Below are 20321 nucleotides of genomic sequence, written 5' to 3'. Positions count from 1 at the left end.
TGTGAACGACTAAATCGGCGTCATGGCTATACTTAAAATTCTTCTTCACCCCGACTCGCGACTTAAGAAGGTCGCTGAACCTGTGGCAAGCGTCACGGATGACCTGCGCCGTTTCGCCGATGACATGCTTGAAACGATGTATGAAGCGCCGGGGATCGGTTTGGCGGCCCCGCAGGTTGCGATGATGAACCGGATGATCGTGATGGATTGCGAGAAGGATGCGGAGGCGAGGCCGCAGCCGATGGTCATGCTTAATCCGCAGGTGTTGTGGACGTCAGAGGACCGCAATGTCTATGATGAGGGCTGTTTGTCGATCCCGGATCAATATGCAGAGGTCGAACGCCCCGCCGAGGTTGAGGTGGCGTGGATGGGGCTGGATGGCAAGACCCGGCGCGAGCGTTTTGACGGGCTATGGGCGACCTGCGTGCAGCATGAGATAGACCATCTGGACGGCAAGCTGTTCATTGACTACCTCAAGCCTCTGAAGCGCCAGATGATCACCCGCAAAATGCAGAAGCTGAAGCGTGAAATGGCGCGGGACTGACCGTTGGCGGTGCAGCATTTGCGGTTGGATGGTGATCCGGTGCTGCGTGAAGCTGCCGCGCCGGTGGTGCAGTTCGACGCAAGCCTGACGGCACTGATCGCTGATCTGTTCGCGACGATGTATGCGGCCAAGGGGCGCGGGTTGGCGGCCCCGCAGGTGGGCGTTTCACAGCGGGTTTTCGTGATCGACACGACGTGGAAAGATGCCGCACCGCATCCGGTTGCCTTTGTTAATCCCGAAATTATTGCGGCGGCCTCCGTGCTGCGGCAGGGTCCCGAGGGCTGTTTGTCGATTCCGGACCGGACGTTCAACGTGCTGCGCCCGGTTTGGGTGGATTTAGGCTGGACCAGCCCCGCAGGCATTGGGCAGACCGCCCGGTTTGACGGCATCAGTGCCGTTTGCGTCTGTCACGAGCTGGATCATTTGAATGGTGTGCTGATCACCGATAGTGGGACCGAGATATGATCCATAGGCCTTATGTGATGTGGCCCGATGCCGCGCTGCGGACTGTAGCCGCATCTGTGGCCGAAGTGACCGATGAGGTGCGCGCGATTTGGGATGAGATGATCCGGGCGATGGATACGATGCCCGGCGTTGGTCTGGCCGCCCCGCAGTTGGGGATTGGGCTGGCGCTGGCCGTGGTCGATGCGTCGGACGCGCGCGGTCAGGCGGTGCGTATGGCCAATCCCGAGGTGCTGCATGCCAGCGTGGAATACCGGGTGCATGACGAAGGGTCACCGAATTTGCCGGGGGTCTGGGCCAAGGTCAGCCGTCCGCGTGCGGTGACCGTTCGGTTCATGAATGCGCAGGGGCAATGGGACCGCAAGGATTTCGTTGGTCTTTGGGCGACGTCGGTGCAACATCAGATTGATCATTTGGCCGGGCGGATGTTCTTTGATCATTTGGGCCGGGTGAAGCGCGATATGTTGATCAAGAAGGCGCGCAAGCTGCGCCGTGGCTGAAGGGGATCAAATTTCCAGAAATTTGATGCGCTTCGCGTGAGAGTATTTTGGGACATAAGAAGGGGTAGATGATGCGCGTTGTTTTTATGGGGACGCCTGCGTTTTCGGTGCCTGTTCTGGATGCGCTTGTGGCTGCCGGGCACGAGATCGCCGCCGTTTATTGCCAGCCGCCGCGCCCTGCGGGCCGTGGCAAGAAAGACCGCCCGTCACCTGTGCAGTTGCGCGCGCAAGCGCTGGCTCTGCCGGTGCGCTGTCCGGTTTCCTTGAAGCATGCAGAGGTGCAGGCCGAATTTGCCGCGTTGCAGGCGGATGTGGCTGTCGTGGTGGCCTATGGGTTGATCTTGCCGCAGCGGGTTTTGGATGCGCCCAGATTTGGCTGTCTGAACATTCATGCGTCGTTGCTGCCCCGCTGGCGGGGCGCGGCACCGATCCATCGTGCGATTATCGCGGGGGATGCCCAGACCGGCGTTTGCATCATGCAGATGGAGGCGGGGTTGGACACGGGTCCCGTCTTGCTGCGCGCGGCGCTGGATATCGAGGCCGAGGAAACGACCGGCGCATTGCATGACCGGCTGTCAGCGCTGGGCGCGCGGTTGGTGGTGCAGGCCCTGACCGGGTTGCCGCAGTTGCAGCCCGTGGTGCAGCCCGAGGCGGGCGTGACCTATGCCGCCAAGATCGACAAGGCCGAAGCCCGCGTGGATTGGTCCCGGCCAGCGGTGCAGGTGGACCGTTTGATCAGGGGGCTTTCGCCGTTTCCGGGAGCGTGGTGCGATGTGGCTGGCGAGCGGGTAAAGTTGCTTGGGTCGCGTGTGGCCGTGGGCGCGGGGGTGCCGGGGCAGGTATTGGAGGGCTTTACGATTGCCTGCGGGCAGGGCGCTGTCGAAGTGACCCTTGTGCAGCGCCAAGGCAAGAAGGCGATGGCTGCCGCAGAGGCTTTGCGCGGGTTGTCCATGCCTGCCGTATTGATCTGATACGGCGCAACCGTTAGCCTGCCCGAGGTAGCGATGGCGTCGTTGCGATTCTCATATATCTGTCCTGAACGCCGGGACCTTTTTGCGAGGGTCTGACATGACTGAACGTCCACAATTTTATCGTTTCCATCAGGGTGCTGAAGTGCTGCCGTTTGCCGCAGCCGAGTATGCCGCGCGTCTTGCGGGGCTACGGGCGATTATGGCCAGCAAAGGTGTGGAGGCGGCTGTTTTCACGTCGATGCACAATGTCGCTTATTATTCGGGGTTTCTGTATTGCAGCTTTGGCCGCCAGTATGGGTTGGTCGTGACGGCGACCGAATGTGTCACGATCAGTGCAGGTATTGATGCAGGCCAGCCGTGGCGCCGGTCGTATGGCGATAACATCACCTATACCGATTGGCAGCGTGGCAATTACTGGCGCGCGATCCGGTCGGTTACGGGGTTGGGCAAGGTGATCGGGTATGAAGCCGATCACATGACGGTCGCTGTGCGCATGGCGCTGCGCGACGATCTGCAACCGGCCCGGTTGGTGGATATTGCGGCCCTGACCATGACCCAGCGGATGCATAAGTCGCCCGCCGAGTTGGATTTGATCCGCGCAGGTGCGGCTGTCGCTGACGTTGGCGGCTATGCTATTCGTGATAGCATTAAGCCCGGCGTCCGCGAGATTGATGTTGCCATGGCGGGACGGGATGCGATGGAGCTGGAAATTGCCCGCCGCTTTCCTGATGCGGAATACCGCGATACCTGGGTCTGGTTCCAGTCGGGGATCAATACCGATGGCGCACATAATCCGGTGACATCGCGTGCGTTGATGCGTGGCGATATCTTGTCGTTGAACACGTTTCCGATGATCAGCGGCTACTATACCGCGCTTGAGCGGACGCTGTTTGTCGGCGAGGTCGATGCGGCGAGTTTGGCAATTTGGGAGGCGAATGTGGCCGCGCATGAATACGGCATGTCGCTGTTGGTGCCGGGGGCGAAGTGTTCGGATGTGACCGCGCAGATCAATGATTTCCTAGAGGCGCGGGATTTGTTGCAGTACCGCACGTTCGGGTATGGTCATTCGTTCGGCGTGCTGTCGCATTACTATGGCCGCGAAGCCGGGCTGGAGTTGCGCGAGGATATTGATACGGTGCTGGAACCCGGCATGGTGATTTCAATGGAGCCGATGCTGACCATCCCCGATGGGGCGCCGGGTGCCGGTGGTTACCGCGAACATGACATTCTGTTTATCACCGACGATGGCAATGAGGATATTACGGGCTATCCCTATGGCCCTGCGTTCAACGTGGTCGGATAGGGAGCAGCCGCCAAAGAAGGGGCCGCATGCCCCCAACGGCGCGGTCGGGCGGTTCAGGATGGACCGCCCGGCAGGCGCATTGGCCCAGCCTCCCGGTGCGCTCGCGGAAAGTTGCCGGTGCGGTGATTTGCCCTTTCTGACATGGGTGTTAAGAGGGGGCGATGAAATACAAGGTCTGATAATGCAACCAATGAAGAATCTGACACGCCGGTCCTTTGGGGCGATGATGATGGCAAGCGTCGCGGCCTGTGCGCAACAGGTCCCCGTGACCGCGCCTCTTATTCCCGAGCCGGACCCGTTTCTCGACGGTTATGGCCCGATTGAGGATGACGGTTATGTGCTGCCCGGTATTCCTTTGCGGTATTTGCGGGGCGTTAACCGGCGGATGTCGGGGATTTATAATGGGGAATCTGGCCCCAATACGATCGACATCGACCCTTATGCGAAATTTCTGTATCACGTGCGCGCAGATGGCACGACGACGCGCTATCCGGTGGGTGTGGCGCGCGCGGGTAAATCCATTCGCGGCATGGCGACAATCAAGATGAAACGGCATTGGCCGGGCTGGACGCCGACGCAGAACATGCTGCGCACCGAGCCTGAGGTCTACGAGGCATTCCGCGGGGGTATTCCGGGCGGTCTGCGCAGCCCGCTGGGCGCGCGGGCGCTGTATCTGTACCGCGGCAACCGCGACACATATTACCGGATACATGGCACGAACGATTTGGAATCAATCGGAAATTCCGGGTCGGCGGGCTGTATTCGGATGTTCAATCAGGACATTATCCATCTGTTCGATCAGATCGACGTGCCGATGCAGGTTTTCATCCGATCCCCCGAGGAATCGCGGCGGGTGGACCCAGAGAACTATGAGCGCGGGATTGAGTTGCCGCCCAAGATCATATCGCCCGAGGATTTGCTGGGTGCCGAGGCCGAAGCGAATGATCGGCCACCGCAATTCGACGCGGCATAAGCGGCTTACATTCGGTCGGTGGTTGGGTAATAATTGCGTCGGAACAGGGCGTGTATTTTTGCGCCTTGGATTTGAAATTGGCGGCCACCGTCCATAGGTCTCCGGTAACACGCGATAAAAAAGGGATACTAGATGGCCAGTTTCGACACCCAGATTCAGGAATCACAGGCCCAGGTGGCCCAGGCGCAAAGCAAAATTTCTGAAATGACCAGTCGGATCGAAGCGGCACGCAATAAAATGGCCGAAGGTACGGATATTTCGGTGGATATCGAAAATGCCAGCCTTGAGGACGTGCATGCCCATACCGAGCTGATGAACGCCAATATCGCCGAACTGATTATGGGGCTGGACGATGTGACGACCGCGTTTTCCAAGGATTTCGATGAGATGCGGTCGAAGACCGGCATGGAAAGCGTGATCGGCTTTTTCAGCAAGGCCAAGGCGGACAGCATGCGGCAGGAACGTATCCGCACCGCATCGGTCGATGACAAGTTGCAGGATTTGATCAGCAAATCGGATGTGATCCTGAAGCTGTTGGAAGGCCAATTGGCTGTGCTGAACGAGCAGAAGGTGCGTGTCGAACAGAACCTGACCGCGACGTTGGAAGAGCGGGAATTGGCGGTGGGCACTCTTGAGACGCTGCGCGCGGATATTTTGGCGCTGGACCCGTCGATGATCACGCTTGAGGGTAAAATCGCGGTTGAGCAGGATGCGGCGGCGCGCACCAAGCTTGAGACGGAATTGGCCGCGCTGAACAGCACGTACAATGAGATGGTGCAAGGCGAGCAGGTGCATTTGGCGAAATCACAGACGCTGGAGCGGTATATCGAGAAGGGGAAAACCTGGACGGATTCGCTGCAAAATCAGGCAGCGACGCAGATGGTGCTGATCAACAAATTGCAGACCGACACCAAGCAGCGTGTTGTGTTGTACGATGCGCTGTCCAAGTCGCTGAAGACCGCGCAACAGCAAGACGTGGCGCATAAGATCAACGAAATCGGCGTGAAGACCGACCAGGAGGCGCAGACTGCGATGGCCGCCATTGGTGCCGCCACAAACGCACGGATGGCCGATATGCTGGAAGCGCATGGGGATCATATGGTTTTTGCCCGCGAAGTGCTGGAGCAGAAGGCGAAGGCGGACGAGCGGTTTATTCGGCGGTTCGCAAAGATCGTGGAGAAGCATGACAGCAATCAGTATGGGGCGGAATCCTGACGTGTGCGCAGGTCTTGGGTGTGACCCGGGACCATTGATGATGACCCGAGGTCCCGGATCAGGTCCGGGACTGCGTTGTGCTTTGCTTGGACTGATATGACCCAGACGAACCTTTCCGCAGACCACATGAAGCTGGAAGATACCCGCGTGACGCGCCGGTATTTCGGCAAGTTCGCCAAGATCACCGGCTACCTGACCAAGGTGGCCGCGACGATGGAGGCGGAGGGCCGGTTTTCGCGGCAGGATATTGCGGTTTTGGCCCGATATCTGACGAGCCTCAACTGGACCTTTACCGCGCTGGCGCACAAGTACCATTTCGCCGGGCGGTTTGCCCATGCGGGGCAGTTGACGTTTGACCGCGTCGAAAGCGGCTTTCCTGTCTATCAGGAGCTGTTGGAGATGGCCAATGATGCGCTTCAGGCAGAGCGGCATTTGGTGACGCTGCCATCGTCAGAGGCGCTTAAGGATCAGATGGTCCGCGTGATCCTGAGCGAACAGGCGATCCCGACAAAGCTGCAATACGCGCTGTCGCAGCGGCTATATTATCAAGAGCTGCAGCGCGGTGATCAGTTTTGGGCGCGCAATGACCCGCAGGCGGTATGGCTGGGCACAGAGGGAACCCGGCGCCGGTTTCTGCTGCATTGGGCGGTCTATGACAGTCAGGTGAACCTGCCGACGATCTATTTGATGGACGTCGAGGATACGGGCCGCACAGGTCTGCCCAAAGATGAACGCCGCTGGCCCGAGGTGCAGGCGCATCTGATGGCGCAATCGGTGGCACATCTGAAGTTGCTGACGATTGCCAAGGGGTTTGATCAAGATTTCGACGATCTGCATCCGGTGCGGCTGCGGCGGTTCCACATCGGGCCGATGTATTCGAGCGCGTTCACGCTGCAGTCGGGTCCGCTGCGCGAGGTGCTGGAGGCGGCACGGGCCCCCTCGGGCGAGGATTGGGCGCTGGTCTGGACCGAAGAAGAGCTGGTGTCAGAACGGGTTGAAACGGTGAAATCGGGCTGGTTCGGCACGGTCGAGCGGCAGATATTTGCGCTTGATCCATTTGCGGGTAGCGGGGCCGATAGCGGCGCGACGCGCATGGAACGATCGTTGATCATGCCGCAGCGCCCCTATCAGGCGCTGGCAGAGCGTAACCCAGCCGGCTTTGGCGATGTCCGCAAGTTTGTGGTCAGCGCGGGCGGGCGGGTGTTGAGTTACAGATAAGTTGGGGTGAACCCTACGGCAAGGAGACGGCATGAGCCAGACAAGTGACCAGATGGAACTGCGCGAGGTTGATATTCGCAAGCATTACGCCGCAGTGGCGGAAATGCTGATGGCGGTCGATCATACCCCGCGGCTGGCGCAGGCCCGATTATCGCTTGAGGTGCCGGAACGGTCGCCAGATGTTGCCGCGATGGGCCGCCGCAGGTTTCGGTCCACCACGCCGGGGCTTGTCACACGGTCGACGGCGCGTGCCGAAGGGGTGCGGTTGCTGGACCGGATCGCCGAAACCGATGACGATGATCCGCTGACGTCACCCGCGCAGGCGGCTTGTGCCCATGCGCTGCGCCGGGCGCTGTCGATCGCGCTGGCGATTGGGGATGCCTATGCCGAGCAGACCGCGTTGGTCGAGCTGAAGCGCGCCAATCTTGAGGGGCGGTTGCCGCCTGCGCAGGGCGACGCGTTTACCGAGCTGTTGGCGGCGCAATCTTTGGTGGTGCTATACACATTTGCCAATGCCACGGCATCGCTGCTGGCATCACGCGCGGGCGAGCAGAGTGTCGAGGTTGGCAGCGTCGATGAGGTGCTGACCGATAACGCCGCACTCGCCCTGCATGGCGCGCTTTGGGAGTTGGACCAAAAGCTGGGTCAGTTCGCCACCGACGAAGCCACGCTGATAGCGACCCTGCTGGCCTATTGCGAACAGTTGATGGAAAAGGTTGCCGCACGCGCCACGACGGCAGGTCGATTGGCGCCGTTCTTGCAGGCAAGCTGGCGGGTCGAGGCCGATGATTTCGTGGTGCAGGGGTTCACTCCGGCGCGCAAGGCCAAGGGATCGACCCTGACGATGACCTTCAAGAAGCCGCATGAGGTCGTGGGCAACCACATCGCCAAGTATCAGGCGATGAAGCTGGCCAAGATGGTGATGGCCTATGATTTTGACCGGCGGCTGAACCCGTTCGCGGAATTGGGCGGCTTTATCTTTACGTTCATGGGCGATGGCAAGCCGGGCACCGGCAAGACGACCCTTATTCAGATGATGGCGGGCTTGGTGAATGACTATTGCCAGGTGGCGGGCTATCCGTTTCGCTATCAGAACCTGAGCACCGATAGTATAGATAGTTATCAGGGCAAGTCGGGGCAAAACGCGAAGGCGTTCATCAACAATGTGCTTGATCCGCAGGTGATCGGCTTTGGCACGATTGACGATATTGACCAACTGGCAGGCAAGCGGGGGGACCGGCAATCTTCGGCTGGGCAACTGGAGATCACGGCGGTGCTGATGGAAAGCTTTGCCGGGGCGAACACCGTGGTGCGCGGAAATTGCACGTTTGGGATGTTTTCCAATTACCCCGAGAATGTCGATGATGCGCTGCGCCAACGCGCGGGCGCCCGGTTTCTGGTCGATGGCCCGCAGACGCGGGACGATTATATCGACATCCTGCATCTGCTGATGGGCAAGAACCATGCGATCCCGGTGGGCGATCATGATCTGTTCCGCGCGCAAGAGATCAAAAAGGCGGTCGCGGCCAGCTTTGCCGGGCACGCCCGCCCGCACGAACCGGGGCTTCTGAACGTCTATGACCGGGTTTCGTCACAGATAGGTGCGCTGGACACGATTGCCAAAATGGGCACCTACCTGAAGGCGATTCAGGAGGCGGATGAGCGGTTCACGGGCCGCGCGATCAAGAATATCACCGATGCCGTCAAGGTCCGGGCAATGGATTTTGAACTGCCCGATGAATGGATGGAAGACCCTGATCTGTTCATGTTCAAGGATTATGACACCAAAAAAGCAATGATCGAGGACCTGCGGCAGCCAATCACGGTGGACATGGTGATTCAGGAAATCAACCGCTACGCCGACAGTGAATTCCGCTATGCCGACAAGTCGGACGAGGTGGCGATTGATACGATGGTCCGTGATTTTGGCCGTCAGGAAGAGGCGAAGCGTCGGTATCTGGCGGAGAAAGGGTAGTCTATTGGGCGTCTTGTCGGACACATTGTTTCTGCCTGCGCTGGTGCTGGCGGGGATCGCATTTTCGGTGCCGCGTCTGTTGGGGTGGATGTTGCCCGAAGGGGTGAAGCCGTTGTTGCTGAATGCGTTTTTATCGACGGTTTTGCTGTTTGCGATCAGCGGGCTGTTCTTTTTCTGCCTGTATCTGTGGCAGGGGTTGAGCGTGGCACAAATCATGGAGCCGGGACTGGCGGCAAATGTGGTATTCTTTGGCAGGCTGGGCCTGATAGCGGCGATGATCTGGGCACCGATTATGGTGCTGTCGGTGGCAGGATTGCCGCGCAAGTGGGTGAAAGAGACGTGGTGATCAAGGGGGGTGTGCATGCACCGACTGATTGAAAAGGGCCTGATGTTCGGCAACCTTATTCGGGTGGATAGTCCGGTATTGGTCGCGCGGTACAATCGTGCGCTAAAGCATCTTGTGGGGCGCGAAACCGATCTGGATGTGTTCCATATTGATATTTCCGGGTATAGCCCAGAGGTTGGCGATGCGTTTGAAGATGATCTGTATCTGAACCACCAAGGGGTCAATCGCCAGTTCATTTTGCTAACGACAGAACAGGCGCGGGCCCCGTTGCTCAACGCGAAATTCTCGACCTCGAGGGGGGTTTTAAAGCAGTTCATTGAAGGGAACCGGGCCGAGTTGTTTGCCCTGACGGCCCGCGACGCGGTGGCGGGCGAGATGGTGAATTCGGTTTATATGGTCGATACGCCCGCGCGTTTGTTTGATATTCGCAAGGTCACGATGGAGGCCGACACGACCAGCGGAACGGTGGCCATGGCCAAGAAGCTGGGCAAGCTGATTGACCGGTTCAAGGACGAGCAGGACGCATGGTTTGACGATGTCTTGATTGGCCAGATGATTGGCATGGCCAAGGAAACCGGCGATATATCGCGCAATCCGGTGAACTTGCGGCAGATGGAATTTGCGCAGGATAATTTCTGGACGGATCATTTCGGCGGGATCTACGTGTTTCGCGGGGTCGCGCATCCAGCGGCAATCGTGCCGGGTGATAAGGCGGCGGTGGGCGATCTGCCGATCCCGTTCACGTTCGATTTCAGCCAGCGGTCAGCGATTGCGAAGTTCTTGAACATCAATGATCTGGTCGAGCCGATTGTCGCGGCGCGCGGGGTCGATGCGGCGGCAATCCTGCATCAAAAAATGGATTTCATCGTGGCCGCAGTTGCGACATCCATGCAAGAAGATCTGGCCGGGGCGACCCGCCGGGATTTGCGCCGTTTGGGGCGGCAGCATGCGAAACTGTTGCCAGAGGCATGGCAGGGGCTGGCCGCATTGGTCCGCTGGGCCGAGGACGATGGGCCATGGCCCAAAATAACATCAGAGCATCCGGCGTATTTCTACACGCTGCGGGCCAAGCCGCATGGCGATGCGGATCTGGTGAACATGCTGCTGGCCGAGATGACGCCGCTGGATATTCGGCAGTTGTTTATCTGTCACAAGGAGGCGTTTTATCGGGCCTATGCGACGTGGCCGGATGAAAAGAAGGCCTATGTCGTTGATTTTCTTGACCGCGAGTATCAGGTTGATAAGGCGGGAACGCGGGATGCGTTGTTTGGGCATGATGCCACGATGGACGAACCCATGGCCGTGCAGCAACCTGATATCATCAACCGGGTTGGCCCATGGGGCGCGGTCAGCAGGAGGCGCTGATGGGGTTTATTAAGCTTGTTGTTTTCGGCTTTATCGGGCTGAGCATCATCTATGTGTCGATTGCGGTCTATTCCAAGTCGGTCCGCCGTGAACGGTTGGAGGACGAATTCGACGCCAATCCGCCCGAAGGGGCTGACGCCGCCGCCCGCGATACCTATATCGCTGAGGGGATGGCGGCCTATCACCGATCCCTTCGGCCCAAGCTGATTGGACTGGTCTATGTGGTCCCGTTGATTGTCGTCTCTGTGATTGTCTATGTGATTAACACCAACTGAGGATTTGCGATGCATCGTCTTAAGGTCACTGTTCGGGTTCTGGCGCTGTTGGTGTTCGGTGCGTTTTTTCACTACGTGCTGCCGCAGCATGATGTGGTCAAGATCACATCGACCGAAGTTATCCGGACAGATTTCAGTGCCTATAACCGGATTTTCTATGCGCAGGCCGACAGCGGCGGGGTGGATCAGCCGACCCGCGATCTGCGCCTGATCAATACGGATAAGAAAAAGACGTTTCTGTTGGGTTTCGTGCCGCGCGATAGCACTGGCGTCATGGTCTATCGCAACGAGGACACGGGATGGATATGGCCGCCATATTTCAAGTTTGACAGCTCGGACTTGCAGGCAGAGGCCGCGCGCATTGCCAAGGGCGATGAGTGGGCTGTGATCACCCATTACGGTTGGCGTATCCGCTGGGCGAGTATTTACCCCAATGCGATCGGGGTGCGGACGGTTGCGAGCCCTGATGTGACGATCATTCCTTGGGTCAGTATCGTCTTCTTCGGCTTTTTGATGGTCGCGTTGGCGTTTATCCGCGCCATGTGGCGCCAGTTCCGCGAGCGCACGGTTGATCCGCTGTTGGAGAGTGCGGGAGAGCGCGTCGATGAGGTGCAGGCTGGCGTCGCGAAGCGGAAGGGCCGCCTTTCGCGTTGGTTGGCGACGTGGCGCGGCAAGGACAAACCGTCGCAAAAATGACGGCTGCGCCGACTTGATTAATCTGGTTAGGGGCTTTGCCCCCGCCCCGGATCAAGTCCGGGGCTCCCCCAGGATATTTGATCTCGGAAGAAGGTTATTCGCCGTACGGTATCCAGATGTTTTTTACATTTGTGCTGGCGGCGAGATAGTCATGCGTGCCCGGCGTGAGGCCAAGGCCGTTGTTGACCCATGTCCGTTTCAGGTTGCCCGCGCTGCCGCGTTCGATTTCGGCTGACAGGGCCGTGCTGGAGAATGACCAGACTGCGGCGATGTCGAAATGTTGGGCAAGGGTCGGGGCCAGGTCGGCGTGGCTGCCGGTCAGGATGTTGACGACGCCTGCGGGCAGGTCTGAGGTTTCGAGCACCTGGGTGAAGTCGGTCGCCGCGAGCGGGAACGGTTCGCTGGCGATCAGGACGGTTCGGTTGCCCATTGCGATGGCGGGCGCCATGGCCGCGATCAGCCCGCCAAGCGGGGTGTCATCGGCGCAGAAGACGCCGATATTGCCGACGGGTTCTTTCATGGCGAGTGCGACGCCACGGATCGGGACGCCGTGGACTTGCCCATCGTATTTATCGGCCCATGCGGCATACGTGAACAGGGTGCGGATGGCGGTTTCCACCTCTTCCGCGCCGGTTTTATTGCCCGTCATGGTGTTGATGCGGGTTGCGAATTCGTTGGCCCGCGCGGACAGATTTTCGGCGATATAGTAGAGGATTTGGGCGCGCAGGTGGCCGGTGGTTCTGGACCAGCTTTTGGCGGCGTTGCATGCCTCGACGGCATTGCGGATGTCTTTGCGGTTGGCGATCGAGGCGTGGCCGAGTAGTTTGCCGCCTGCGCTGTATACCGGGTTGGAGTAGCCGCCATCGGGCCGGGTCTGTTTGCCGCCGATATAGAGTTTCGCGGTGCGGTCCAATGGGTCGGCGGGGTGCCCGTCGTCGGTTGTGAAGGGGGTGATCTGCTTGATCGGTTTAGCGGTGAATCTGGGTTTGGTATAGCCTGCCAGCCCTTCCCAGCCGCCTTCGCGACCAAAGCCGCTTTCGCGCACGCCGCCGAAACCGGCCGCTGCGTCCATCATGTTGCTGCTATTGATCCAGACGATCCCGGCGACCAGTTTTGGCGCGATGTCGAGCGCGAGGTTGATGTTTTCTGACCAGACCGACGCGGCCAGCCCGTAGCGGGTGTCATTGGCGATTTCGACGGCTTCCGCAGGGGTGCGGAACGTCGTCGCGGCAAGGACCGGACCAAAGATTTCTTCTTGCATCAGGGTGGATGCGGAGGACAGGCCGGTGATGAGTGTGGGGGGGTAGAAACAGCCTGCCGGGGCATCGGTTTGGTAGATGTCGCCTTCGGGGTTGTCGGTGACCATCTTGGTGATTTGGGCCAGTTGGATGGGGTCGACGATGGCGCCGATGTCGATGCATTTATCAAGAGGGTTGCCGATGCGCAGCCCGTCCATGCGGGATTTGAGTTTGGTATAGAAACGGTCGGCAATGCCTTCCTGGACCAGCAGGCGCGATCCAGCACAGCAGACTTGGCCCTGGTTGAACCAGATCGCATCGACGAGGCCTTCGACGGCGCTGTCGATATCGGCATCGTCGAACACGATGTAGGGGGATTTACCGCCAAGTTCGAGCGAGAGTGCTTTGCCTGATCCCGCCGTCGCTTCGCGGATCTTGCGCCCGACCTCGGTGGACCCGGTGAAGGCGATCTTATCGACGTCGGCGTTGACGAGGGCCGCGCCGGTTTCGCCGTCGCCCGTGACGATGTTCACAACGCCGGGGGGCACGCCGGCCTGGGTGCAGATATCGGCAAAGATCATCGCGGTCAGCGGCGTATATTCGGCGGGTTTCAGCACGACGGTATTGCCCATCGCCAGCGCGGGCGCGATTTTCCAAGCGAGCATCAGGAGCGGGAAGTTCCACGGGATGATCTGGCCGCAGACGCCCAATGCCTCGCGGTCGGGCAGTTCGTCTTTCATCAACTGGGCGAAACCGGCGTGGTGATAGAAATGCCGGATGGCCAGCGGCACGTCGATGTCGCGGGATTCGCGGATCGGCTTGCCGTTATCGAGGGTTTCCATGACAGCCAGCAGGCGCGCATGTTTCTGCATCAGCCGCGCGATGGCGTAGAGGGTGCGGGCGCGCTTGTGGCCGGATTTGGCCCACGCGGGCTGCGCCTTGCGGGCGGCTTTGACGGCTTCGGCGATTTCATCCGCGGTGCCTTTGGTGACACCTGCCAGCTTTTGGCCAGTGGCGGGATTGCTGGTGGCGAAATCGTCGCGCCGCGCGCCCCATTTGCCATTGATGTAATGGCCCGCTATGGCGCCATGATCGGCCAGCCATTGCAGGGCCTCGGATGCGCTTTCGGGGGCGGGGCCGTAATCCATGGTGTCGAAGATTTCCTTGATGGTCATGGCGCTATCCAATCGCGTGCCGCCACGACGCCGAATAGGCACCGGTGACGTGGTGTTCGAGTTGCCGTTCGATGTCGCCAAGAAGGCTGGAGGCACCAAAGCGGAAGAGGTCGGGTTGCAGCCAGCGACAGCCCAGTTCGTCTTTTATCATCGACAGGTAGACCAGTGCGTCTTTGGCCTTGGAAATGCCGCCTGCGGGTTTGTAGCCGATCTTGATCCCGGTGCGGTCGTGATAGTCGCGGATCGCGCGGATCATCGTCAGGGTGACGGGCAGGGTGGCGTTGACGGGTTCCTTGCCGGTGGAGGTTTTGATGAAATCCGCCCCGGCCATCATGCAGACCAGCGACGCGCGGGCGACATTGCGCAGGGTGCCAAGTTCGCCTGTGGCAAGGATCGCTTTGACGTGGGCATCACCGCAGGCGGCGCGCATTTCGCGCATTTCATCATAAAGCGCCTGCCAGTTGCCGGTCAACACATGGCGGCGGGAAATGACGATGTCGATTTCGGTTGCACCTGCCGCGACGCTTTCGCCGATTTCGGCGATGCGCAGGTGGAAAGGCGACAGGCCCGCCGGGAAGCCGGTGGAGACGGCAGCGACCGGGATGCCGGAGCCTTGCAGGGCATCGACGGCGGTCGCGACCATGTCGTGATAGACGCAGACGGCGCCGGTGGTCAGGCCCTGCATGCCCAGTATTTCAAGGATATCGGCACGAACCGGTTGGCGTGCCTTGGCGCACAGGCGGCGCACGCGTCCGGCGCTGTCGTCGCCCGACAGGGTGGTCAGGTCGATCAGGCTGATCGCTTTGCACAGCCAAGCGGCCTGATACTCTTTCTTGACCGAGCGGCGGCCCGGCAATGTGGCGGCCCGCCGTTCGATAGCTGATGTATTGGCCTGCACGGCGGCGACCCAATCAAGGTCGAGCGGCATGCCGTCATTGCGCGGCTCGTGCAGTTGCGGCAGGCGCGTCGCGGTCAGTGTGGGGGACAGTTTTGTCTGCAAGGGGGCCTCCTGCATTGCCAGATGAACGTGGCATGATCGGCCTGTCTTGGCAAGTTTTGACCAAGCGGTCAAATGCTATGTGGGTTGCATGACCTGACGTTGGTATTTTTGCCGGTATTGCAGGGGCGTCAGCCCGTAGGCGGCGCGAAACAGTTTGTGGAAATGCGACATGTTGGGAATGCCGCAATCGGTGGCGATCTGGCTGACGGCTTCGCCATCTGTGACCAGTGCACGTGCGGCATGGGTCATGCGGATGTCGTTGATGTAGTCCGATGGCGTTTGGCCCAGATGTTTGCGCATGCTGCGGCTGACGTGTGGATGCGCCTTGCCGGTCAGGGCGACAAGCCCGGCGGACCCGTCGCGAAAGACGGCGGGGTCCTTGGCGGCGATGCAGGCCTGTGTCAGCCATGCGGGCATCGTGTCGGGATAGGCATCAGCCGTCAGGTCGGCGCACAGCGGTAGCAAAAATGCCTCGGCTGCCAATGTATCGCGTGCGCTGCGTTCAAGCAGGACGGCGGCATGGTTAAGCGCGGCGAGCTGGCGGATATCGCGATGATGCTGGGCAGGGGCGCCATCGGTCCAAAACAGGTGGCCGGTCAGGCTGGGGTGGCGTTTGGCCAGCGATTGCACCGTTGTCGGGTGAATGCACAGCGACACCACAAGCGCGTGTTCGCCGCGCCCTTGCAGCGCGTGGTTTTGGCCGGGACGCAGAAAGGTGACGGTGCCTTCGGTCAGGGTTTCGGCGCGGTCCGACAAATGATGCCGGACCTTGCCATTCTGGACCCAAAAGAGTTCATAGAAATCGTGATCATGCAGCGCCTTTGGCCGTTCCGCCGTGAGCGTAGCCCGCGTCAGATGAATCTGAGCGCCGTTTTGCAAGATGTCACGGTGGTGTAGTTTTTTGATCATACCTCAAAATAACACAGTTATTTCTGCGCTGCAGCATGAATTTATCGAACTGGCGGAATGGGGTGAATTTTTGCCGCACGGGGCGGGTGCTAGGCCATCCGTGACGGGGCGGGCGGCATCAGGTGTGATCGGCGCGAATCGCCGCTGGTGGATATGGGATCGTTTGTTGGGTTCCCCGTGACATTCGCCGATTGCCGCGCTATTGCGCTGTGGAATTCTGCTTGTGAGGTACCCCCCGATGTCCTTTGATCGTTCCGTCAAGATTGCCCCGTCTATCCTGTCTGCTGATTTCGCCAATTTTGGCGCGGAATGCCGCGCGATCGAGGCGCAGGGCGCCGATTGGGTGCATGTCGATGTGATGGATGGGCATTTTGTTCCCAATATCACATTCGGCCCAGCGACGTGCGCTGCGATCCGCCCGCACATCAAGGGTGTCATGGATGTGCATCTGATGATCGCCCCGGTCGATCCGTATATTGCGGCATTTGCCGAAGCGGGTGCCGACGTGATTACCGCCCATGTCGAGGCGGGTCCGCATATTCACCGCACGATGCAGGCAATTCGTGGCGCGGGTGCCAAGGCGGGTGTCGCGCTGAACCCCGGCACGCCCGCGTCGGCCGTCGGAGACCTGTTGGATATGGTTGATTTGGTCTGTGTCATGACGGTGAACCCCGGATTTGGCGGGCAGAAGTTTATTCATAGTCAGATCGAAAAGGTCCGATTGTTGCGCGAAATGATTGGCGACCGGCCTATTCACATCGAAATCGACGGCGGTGTTGATCCGACGACGGCGCCTTTGGTGGTGGCTGCCGGTGCTGATGTGCTGGTTGCCGGATCGGCCGTGTTCCGGGGCGGATCGGTCAGTGACCCCGCCCCATATGGCGCCAATATCCGCGCTATTCGCGACGCTGCAGCGGGCTGAATCGCCCGCAGGGGGCTGGCTGCCCCCTGACCCCCGCGGATATTTCCGCTCGGAAGAAGTGACTTGCGCGAAAACTGCACGACTGCTGGCAGACAAGCTGCACAACCGTGACTTAGCCCTGCCTGCAACAAACAGGTAAGGGACAGGATATGGTTGTGCGTGGATTGCCGGAGCGGTTGGCGAAAGATGCGTGGTGGATGGATGATGCCGTGCCACGTCACCCGCGCCCGATGTGGCTTTTGGTGGTGGCGGTGGTTTGTGCGGATTGGCTGGTCTGGGCCGCGACCGGTGGTCTTGGGGTTGTCGCGTGGGTGCTGATTGTCGCATTGGCCATGCAGGTCATGCGGTGGGGGGCGGTGCCGCGGGGCCGGTCCGCAGCGGCATGGGGGCTGCTTTTCGTGGCTTTGGTGCCCGCGGTGGATTTGGTGCAGATGCTGTCGGTGATCTTTGCGGGTTTGGGTCTTTTGGGTTTTGCCGCCTTGATGATTGTGCCCGTCTGGGACGCGGCGGCGATATTGCAGGTCATGCGGCGGTTTCCGGGAGCAGGATTGCTTCAGTCGGTTGTGGATGTCTGCGCGTTGTGCATTGCTGCGCCTGCTGCGGGCAGGCTGCGGGGGGTTTTCCTGGACTGGGCTGTGCCGCTGGGCGTGGGGGCTGTGTTTGTCGTCTTGATGGTGATGGCCAACCCGGTCGTGGACCTGTGGTTGGCCAAGATGACCCGGTTTGAAAACGGGTTTTCGGTGAGCGGTGCGCGCGTTGCCTTTTGGTGTGTGATGATCGTTTTGGTATGGCCGTTCCTGCGGCTGTCGGCGATGGCAGGACGGTTGCGTTGCGTGTCCGCCGCGCGTCCACCGCGATGGCGCAGTGGCTTGGTCAATGATCGGTCCGTGTCGCGCGCGCTGGTCCTGTTCAACGCGATTTTCCTTGTGCAGAGCCTGCTTGATCTTGGGTATCTTTGGGGTGGTGTCGCGTTGCCTGAGGGGATGACCTATGCGGCCTATGCACATCGCGGGGCCTATCCATTGTTGGGGACCGCGCTGTTGGCGGGGGCGTTTGCGCTGCTGTCGCAACCGTATTTGGGTGGGTGTACGCGGTTGCGCGGGCTGCTGTATCTGTGGGTCGCGCAGACGGTGTTGCTGGTGGTGTCGTCGATCCTGCGGCTGGATCTTTATGTGGATGTCTACGGGCTGACGCGGCTGCGGTTTGCAGCCTTTGTTTGGATGGTCGTTGTGGCGCTTGGGCTTGTGTTGCTGATCGCGCAGATGGTGCAGCGCGTACCGGTGGCGTGGTTTGGGTTGCGTGCGGCGGGGCTTGGGATCGTGGCGCTTTATGTCTGCGCTTTGGTGAATGTCGACGGCTATGTGGCCCGATCCAATCTGAACAGTCCGCGCGTTGACCCCTATTATGTCTGTGGGTTGAGCGGGGGGGCCGTGCCTGCGATTGCGGCCTATGAACGGCGTTCGGGCGCGCCATTATGTTCGCGGGGGTGGCCGGGGCTGGGCGCGCCGCGTGACTGGCGTGAATGGGGCTATCGCAATGCGCGGCTGCGCCTTAGTTTGGCGGCAATCGAAGCAGAGGTGCGGACATGAACGGTCAAATCTTGGTGGCAGATGACGAGGCGCAGATCCGCGATGTCGTTCGGATCGCCATGGAACAGGCCGGATTTTCAGTGGTCGAGGCCGATGACGGTCGTGCCGCATTGCGGATGGCGCAGGCCCTGCGCCCTGATTTGATCGTGCTGGATATTGGGATGCCCGAGATGGACGGGTTGTCCGTCTGCCGCGCGTTGCGCAAGTCATCGGACGTCCCAATCCTGTTCTTGACCGCGCAGGCCGACGAGATTGACCGGGTCGTGGGGTTGGAGTTAGGCGCGGATGATTACGTGTCCAAGCCGTTTTCCCCCCGCGAGCTGGTCGCACGGGTCCGGGCCATCTTGAAACGCGCAGCGCCGGGGGCTGCGGCGCAGGCGGTGTTGCGGCGCGGTGTGCTGAGCGTCGATCCGGACCGGCATTTGTGCCACGTCTGTGATGTGCCGCTGACCCTGACGGCCCGCGAGATGGCGCTGCTGGTGCAGTTGATGCTGCGCCCGGATCATGTGCTGTCGCGCCCGCAGTTGGTGGACACGATTTACGGCACCAACGTTCATGTGAGTGATCGCACGATGGACAGCCATCTGCGCAATTTGCGCGCGAAACTTGTTGGTGCGGCCTGTCTGGATGCGATCGAGACTGTGCATGGCGTGGGCGTTCGGATGGGACCATGTCGGGGCGTGTGATCCGCAAGTGGCGCCCGCCGCTGGCATTGGTGCTGGGGGGGACATTGGCGGCCGTGTTCTGCCTGCCGTTGCTGGGGGTCGTCTATTTTCGGGTGGCCGGCGGAGTTCTGGGCTGGGTGGAAACCAGTTGGATGATCGTATGGGTGGCCTTTGGCGCGACGGCGGTGCTTGGGTTTTTGCTGTGGCGGCTGGTGTTGCGGCCGGTGCGGGCGCTGACGGCGTATGCGCATAGCACCGGGGCGCAGGCCGCGCCGACGCATTTTGGCACGCCGGAGTTTTCACAGTTGGGGCAGGCGGTGCTGGACATGAGCGCCACGTTGCGCGGACGCGAGGCGGTGCTGCGGTCTTATGCGGACCATGTGACCCACGAGCTGAAATCACCGCTGACGGTCGTGCGCGGTGCGGCCGAGCTGCTGGATGATCCGGGGCTTGCGGCAACGGACAGGGATCGGATGCTGGCGAATATCATGGGGGCGGTGGCGCGCATGGAGGCCCTGCTGGACAGTCAGCGCGCGCTGGCCATTGCGCAAGAGCCGATGCCCGCCGGGGCATGTTTGCTGTCCGATGTTCTGTCGGAGTTTGGCGATGTGGTGGTGTTGCACGATGGGATCGTGCCGTTGCCGCGCGCCGCGCTGGCGCTGGTCGCCACACATTTGATCGGCAATGCGCGGGGGCATGGCGCGCGGGTGATTACGTTTGATTTGGTGGACGACCGCATGATGGTGCGGGATGATGGGCCGGGGATTTCTGCGGGTAATCGGGACCGGGTTTTTGATCCGTTTTTCACGACTCGGCGTGCAGAGGGTGGCACCGGAATGGGCCTGCCGATTGTGCGCCGTATGTTGCAGGCGCAGGGCGCGCAGATCGACCTGATCAATGGGCAAGGCGCTGTTTTTGAGATCAGGTTTTGATGCAGCGTAAGGTGGGTCAAGACCCACCCTACGGTTTGGCTTGATCGG

At 60.4% G+C, this 20321-nt stretch carries 20 protein-coding genes; 17 read left to right on the top strand and 3 right to left on the bottom strand.

The window, feature by feature from the left end:
* The first annotated feature begins 22 nt into the window (after positions 1–22).
* From def (QZ196_RS05760) to QZ196_RS05700, 13 genes are all read left to right on the top strand, one after another.
* Complete coding sequence (gene def, locus QZ196_RS05760; RefSeq protein ID WP_296424804.1) at positions 23–544, top strand: peptide deformylase; 522 nt, start codon at positions 23–25, stop codon at positions 542–544.
* Positions 545–553: 9 nt separating this feature from the next.
* Entirely contained in the window at positions 554–1009 is a 456-nt protein-coding gene (gene def, locus QZ196_RS05755) for a peptide deformylase (protein WP_296424859.1), read from the top strand.
* Positions 1006–1506: a peptide deformylase gene (def, locus tag QZ196_RS05750; protein WP_296424803.1), complete on the top strand. Its 501-nt coding sequence runs from the start codon at positions 1006–1008 to the stop codon at positions 1504–1506. The genes def (QZ196_RS05755) and def (QZ196_RS05750) overlap by 4 nt, the downstream gene beginning before the upstream one ends.
* Before the next feature lie 71 nt (positions 1507–1577).
* A complete protein-coding gene (gene fmt, locus QZ196_RS05745; protein ID WP_296424802.1) occupies positions 1578–2477 on the top strand; it encodes a methionyl-tRNA formyltransferase in 900 nt (299 codons plus the stop codon).
* A gap of 97 nt (positions 2478–2574) precedes the next feature.
* Positions 2575–3780 (top strand): aminopeptidase P family protein, encoded by a 1206-nt coding sequence (locus tag QZ196_RS05740; RefSeq protein ID WP_296424801.1) that lies wholly within the window; start codon positions 2575–2577, stop codon positions 3778–3780.
* 190 nt (positions 3781–3970) lie between these two features.
* Entirely contained in the window at positions 3971–4753 is a 783-nt protein-coding gene (locus QZ196_RS05735; protein ID WP_296424800.1) for a L,D-transpeptidase, read from the top strand.
* Between the two features lie 132 nt (positions 4754–4885).
* Complete coding sequence (locus QZ196_RS05730; protein WP_296424799.1) at positions 4886–5968, top strand: hypothetical protein; 1083 nt, start codon at positions 4886–4888, stop codon at positions 5966–5968.
* 96 nt (positions 5969–6064) lie between these two features.
* Positions 6065–7186, top strand: a complete 1122-nt coding sequence (locus QZ196_RS05725; protein ID WP_296424798.1) for a hypothetical protein — start codon at positions 6065–6067, stop codon at positions 7184–7186.
* Positions 7187–7217: 31 nt separating this feature from the next.
* A complete protein-coding gene (locus QZ196_RS05720) occupies positions 7218–9161 on the top strand; it encodes an ATP-binding protein (RefSeq protein ID WP_296424797.1) in 1944 nt (647 codons plus the stop codon).
* 13 nt (positions 9162–9174) lie between these two features.
* Positions 9175–9507 (top strand): hypothetical protein, encoded by a 333-nt coding sequence (locus QZ196_RS05715; RefSeq protein WP_296424796.1) that lies wholly within the window; start codon positions 9175–9177, stop codon positions 9505–9507.
* A gap of 15 nt (positions 9508–9522) precedes the next feature.
* A complete protein-coding gene (locus QZ196_RS05710; RefSeq protein WP_296424795.1) occupies positions 9523–10872 on the top strand; it encodes a DUF6638 family protein in 1350 nt (449 codons plus the stop codon).
* Positions 10872–11147 (top strand): hypothetical protein, encoded by a 276-nt coding sequence (locus QZ196_RS05705; protein WP_296424794.1) that lies wholly within the window; start codon positions 10872–10874, stop codon positions 11145–11147. The genes QZ196_RS05710 and QZ196_RS05705 overlap by 1 nt, the downstream gene beginning before the upstream one ends.
* 9 nt (positions 11148–11156) lie before the next feature.
* The gene (locus tag QZ196_RS05700; RefSeq protein WP_296424793.1) at positions 11157–11843 is read left to right on the top strand and encodes a DUF1523 family protein; all 687 of its coding nucleotides are present in this window, start codon (positions 11157–11159) and stop codon (positions 11841–11843) included.
* 94 nt (positions 11844–11937) lie between these two features.
* Here the strand turns inward: QZ196_RS05700 and QZ196_RS05695 are convergent, their stop codons facing one another.
* From QZ196_RS05695 to QZ196_RS05685, 3 genes are read right to left on the bottom strand one after another with little or no spacing between them, the layout of a single operon-like run.
* Entirely contained in the window at positions 11938–14256 is a 2319-nt protein-coding gene (locus QZ196_RS05695; RefSeq protein ID WP_296424792.1) for an aldehyde dehydrogenase family protein, read from the bottom strand.
* 4 nt (positions 14257–14260) lie between these two features.
* A complete protein-coding gene (gene deoC / locus QZ196_RS05690; protein ID WP_296424791.1) occupies positions 14261–15271 on the bottom strand; it encodes a deoxyribose-phosphate aldolase in 1011 nt (336 codons plus the stop codon).
* Positions 15272–15331: 60 nt separating this feature from the next.
* Positions 15332–16165, bottom strand: coding sequence for an AraC family transcriptional regulator (locus QZ196_RS05685; protein ID WP_296424790.1), 834 nt, complete (start codon positions 16163–16165; stop codon positions 15332–15334).
* 238 nt (positions 16166–16403) lie between these two features.
* Between QZ196_RS05685 and rpe the strand changes: the two genes are divergently transcribed.
* The 4 genes from rpe to QZ196_RS05665 all read left to right on the top strand — a co-directional run bounded on the left by rpe (position 16404) and on the right by QZ196_RS05665 (position 20273).
* On the top strand, positions 16404–17087 hold the full coding sequence (gene rpe / locus QZ196_RS05680) for a ribulose-phosphate 3-epimerase (RefSeq protein WP_296424789.1): 684 nt from the start codon (positions 16404–16406) through the stop codon (positions 17085–17087).
* A gap of 149 nt (positions 17088–17236) precedes the next feature.
* Positions 17237–18676 carry a DUF4173 domain-containing protein gene (locus QZ196_RS05675; RefSeq protein WP_296424788.1) on the top strand — a complete coding sequence of 480 codons (1440 nt, stop codon included), beginning with the start codon at positions 17237–17239 and terminating at the stop codon, positions 18674–18676.
* Entirely contained in the window at positions 18673–19362 is a 690-nt protein-coding gene (locus tag QZ196_RS05670; protein ID WP_296424787.1) for a response regulator transcription factor, read from the top strand. The genes QZ196_RS05675 and QZ196_RS05670 overlap by 4 nt, the downstream gene beginning before the upstream one ends.
* A complete protein-coding gene (locus tag QZ196_RS05665; RefSeq protein ID WP_296424786.1) occupies positions 19347–20273 on the top strand; it encodes a HAMP domain-containing sensor histidine kinase in 927 nt (308 codons plus the stop codon). Before QZ196_RS05670 ends, QZ196_RS05665 begins: the two co-directional genes overlap by 16 nt.
* The last annotated feature ends 48 nt before the right edge of the window (positions 20274–20321 follow it).

The sequence above is a fragment of the Yoonia sp. genome (genome assembly GCF_017854565.1).
In the GTDB taxonomy this organism is placed as follows: Bacteria; Pseudomonadota; Alphaproteobacteria; order Rhodobacterales; family Rhodobacteraceae; genus Yoonia.
This window is presented reverse-complemented; position numbering and strand designations above follow the sequence as displayed.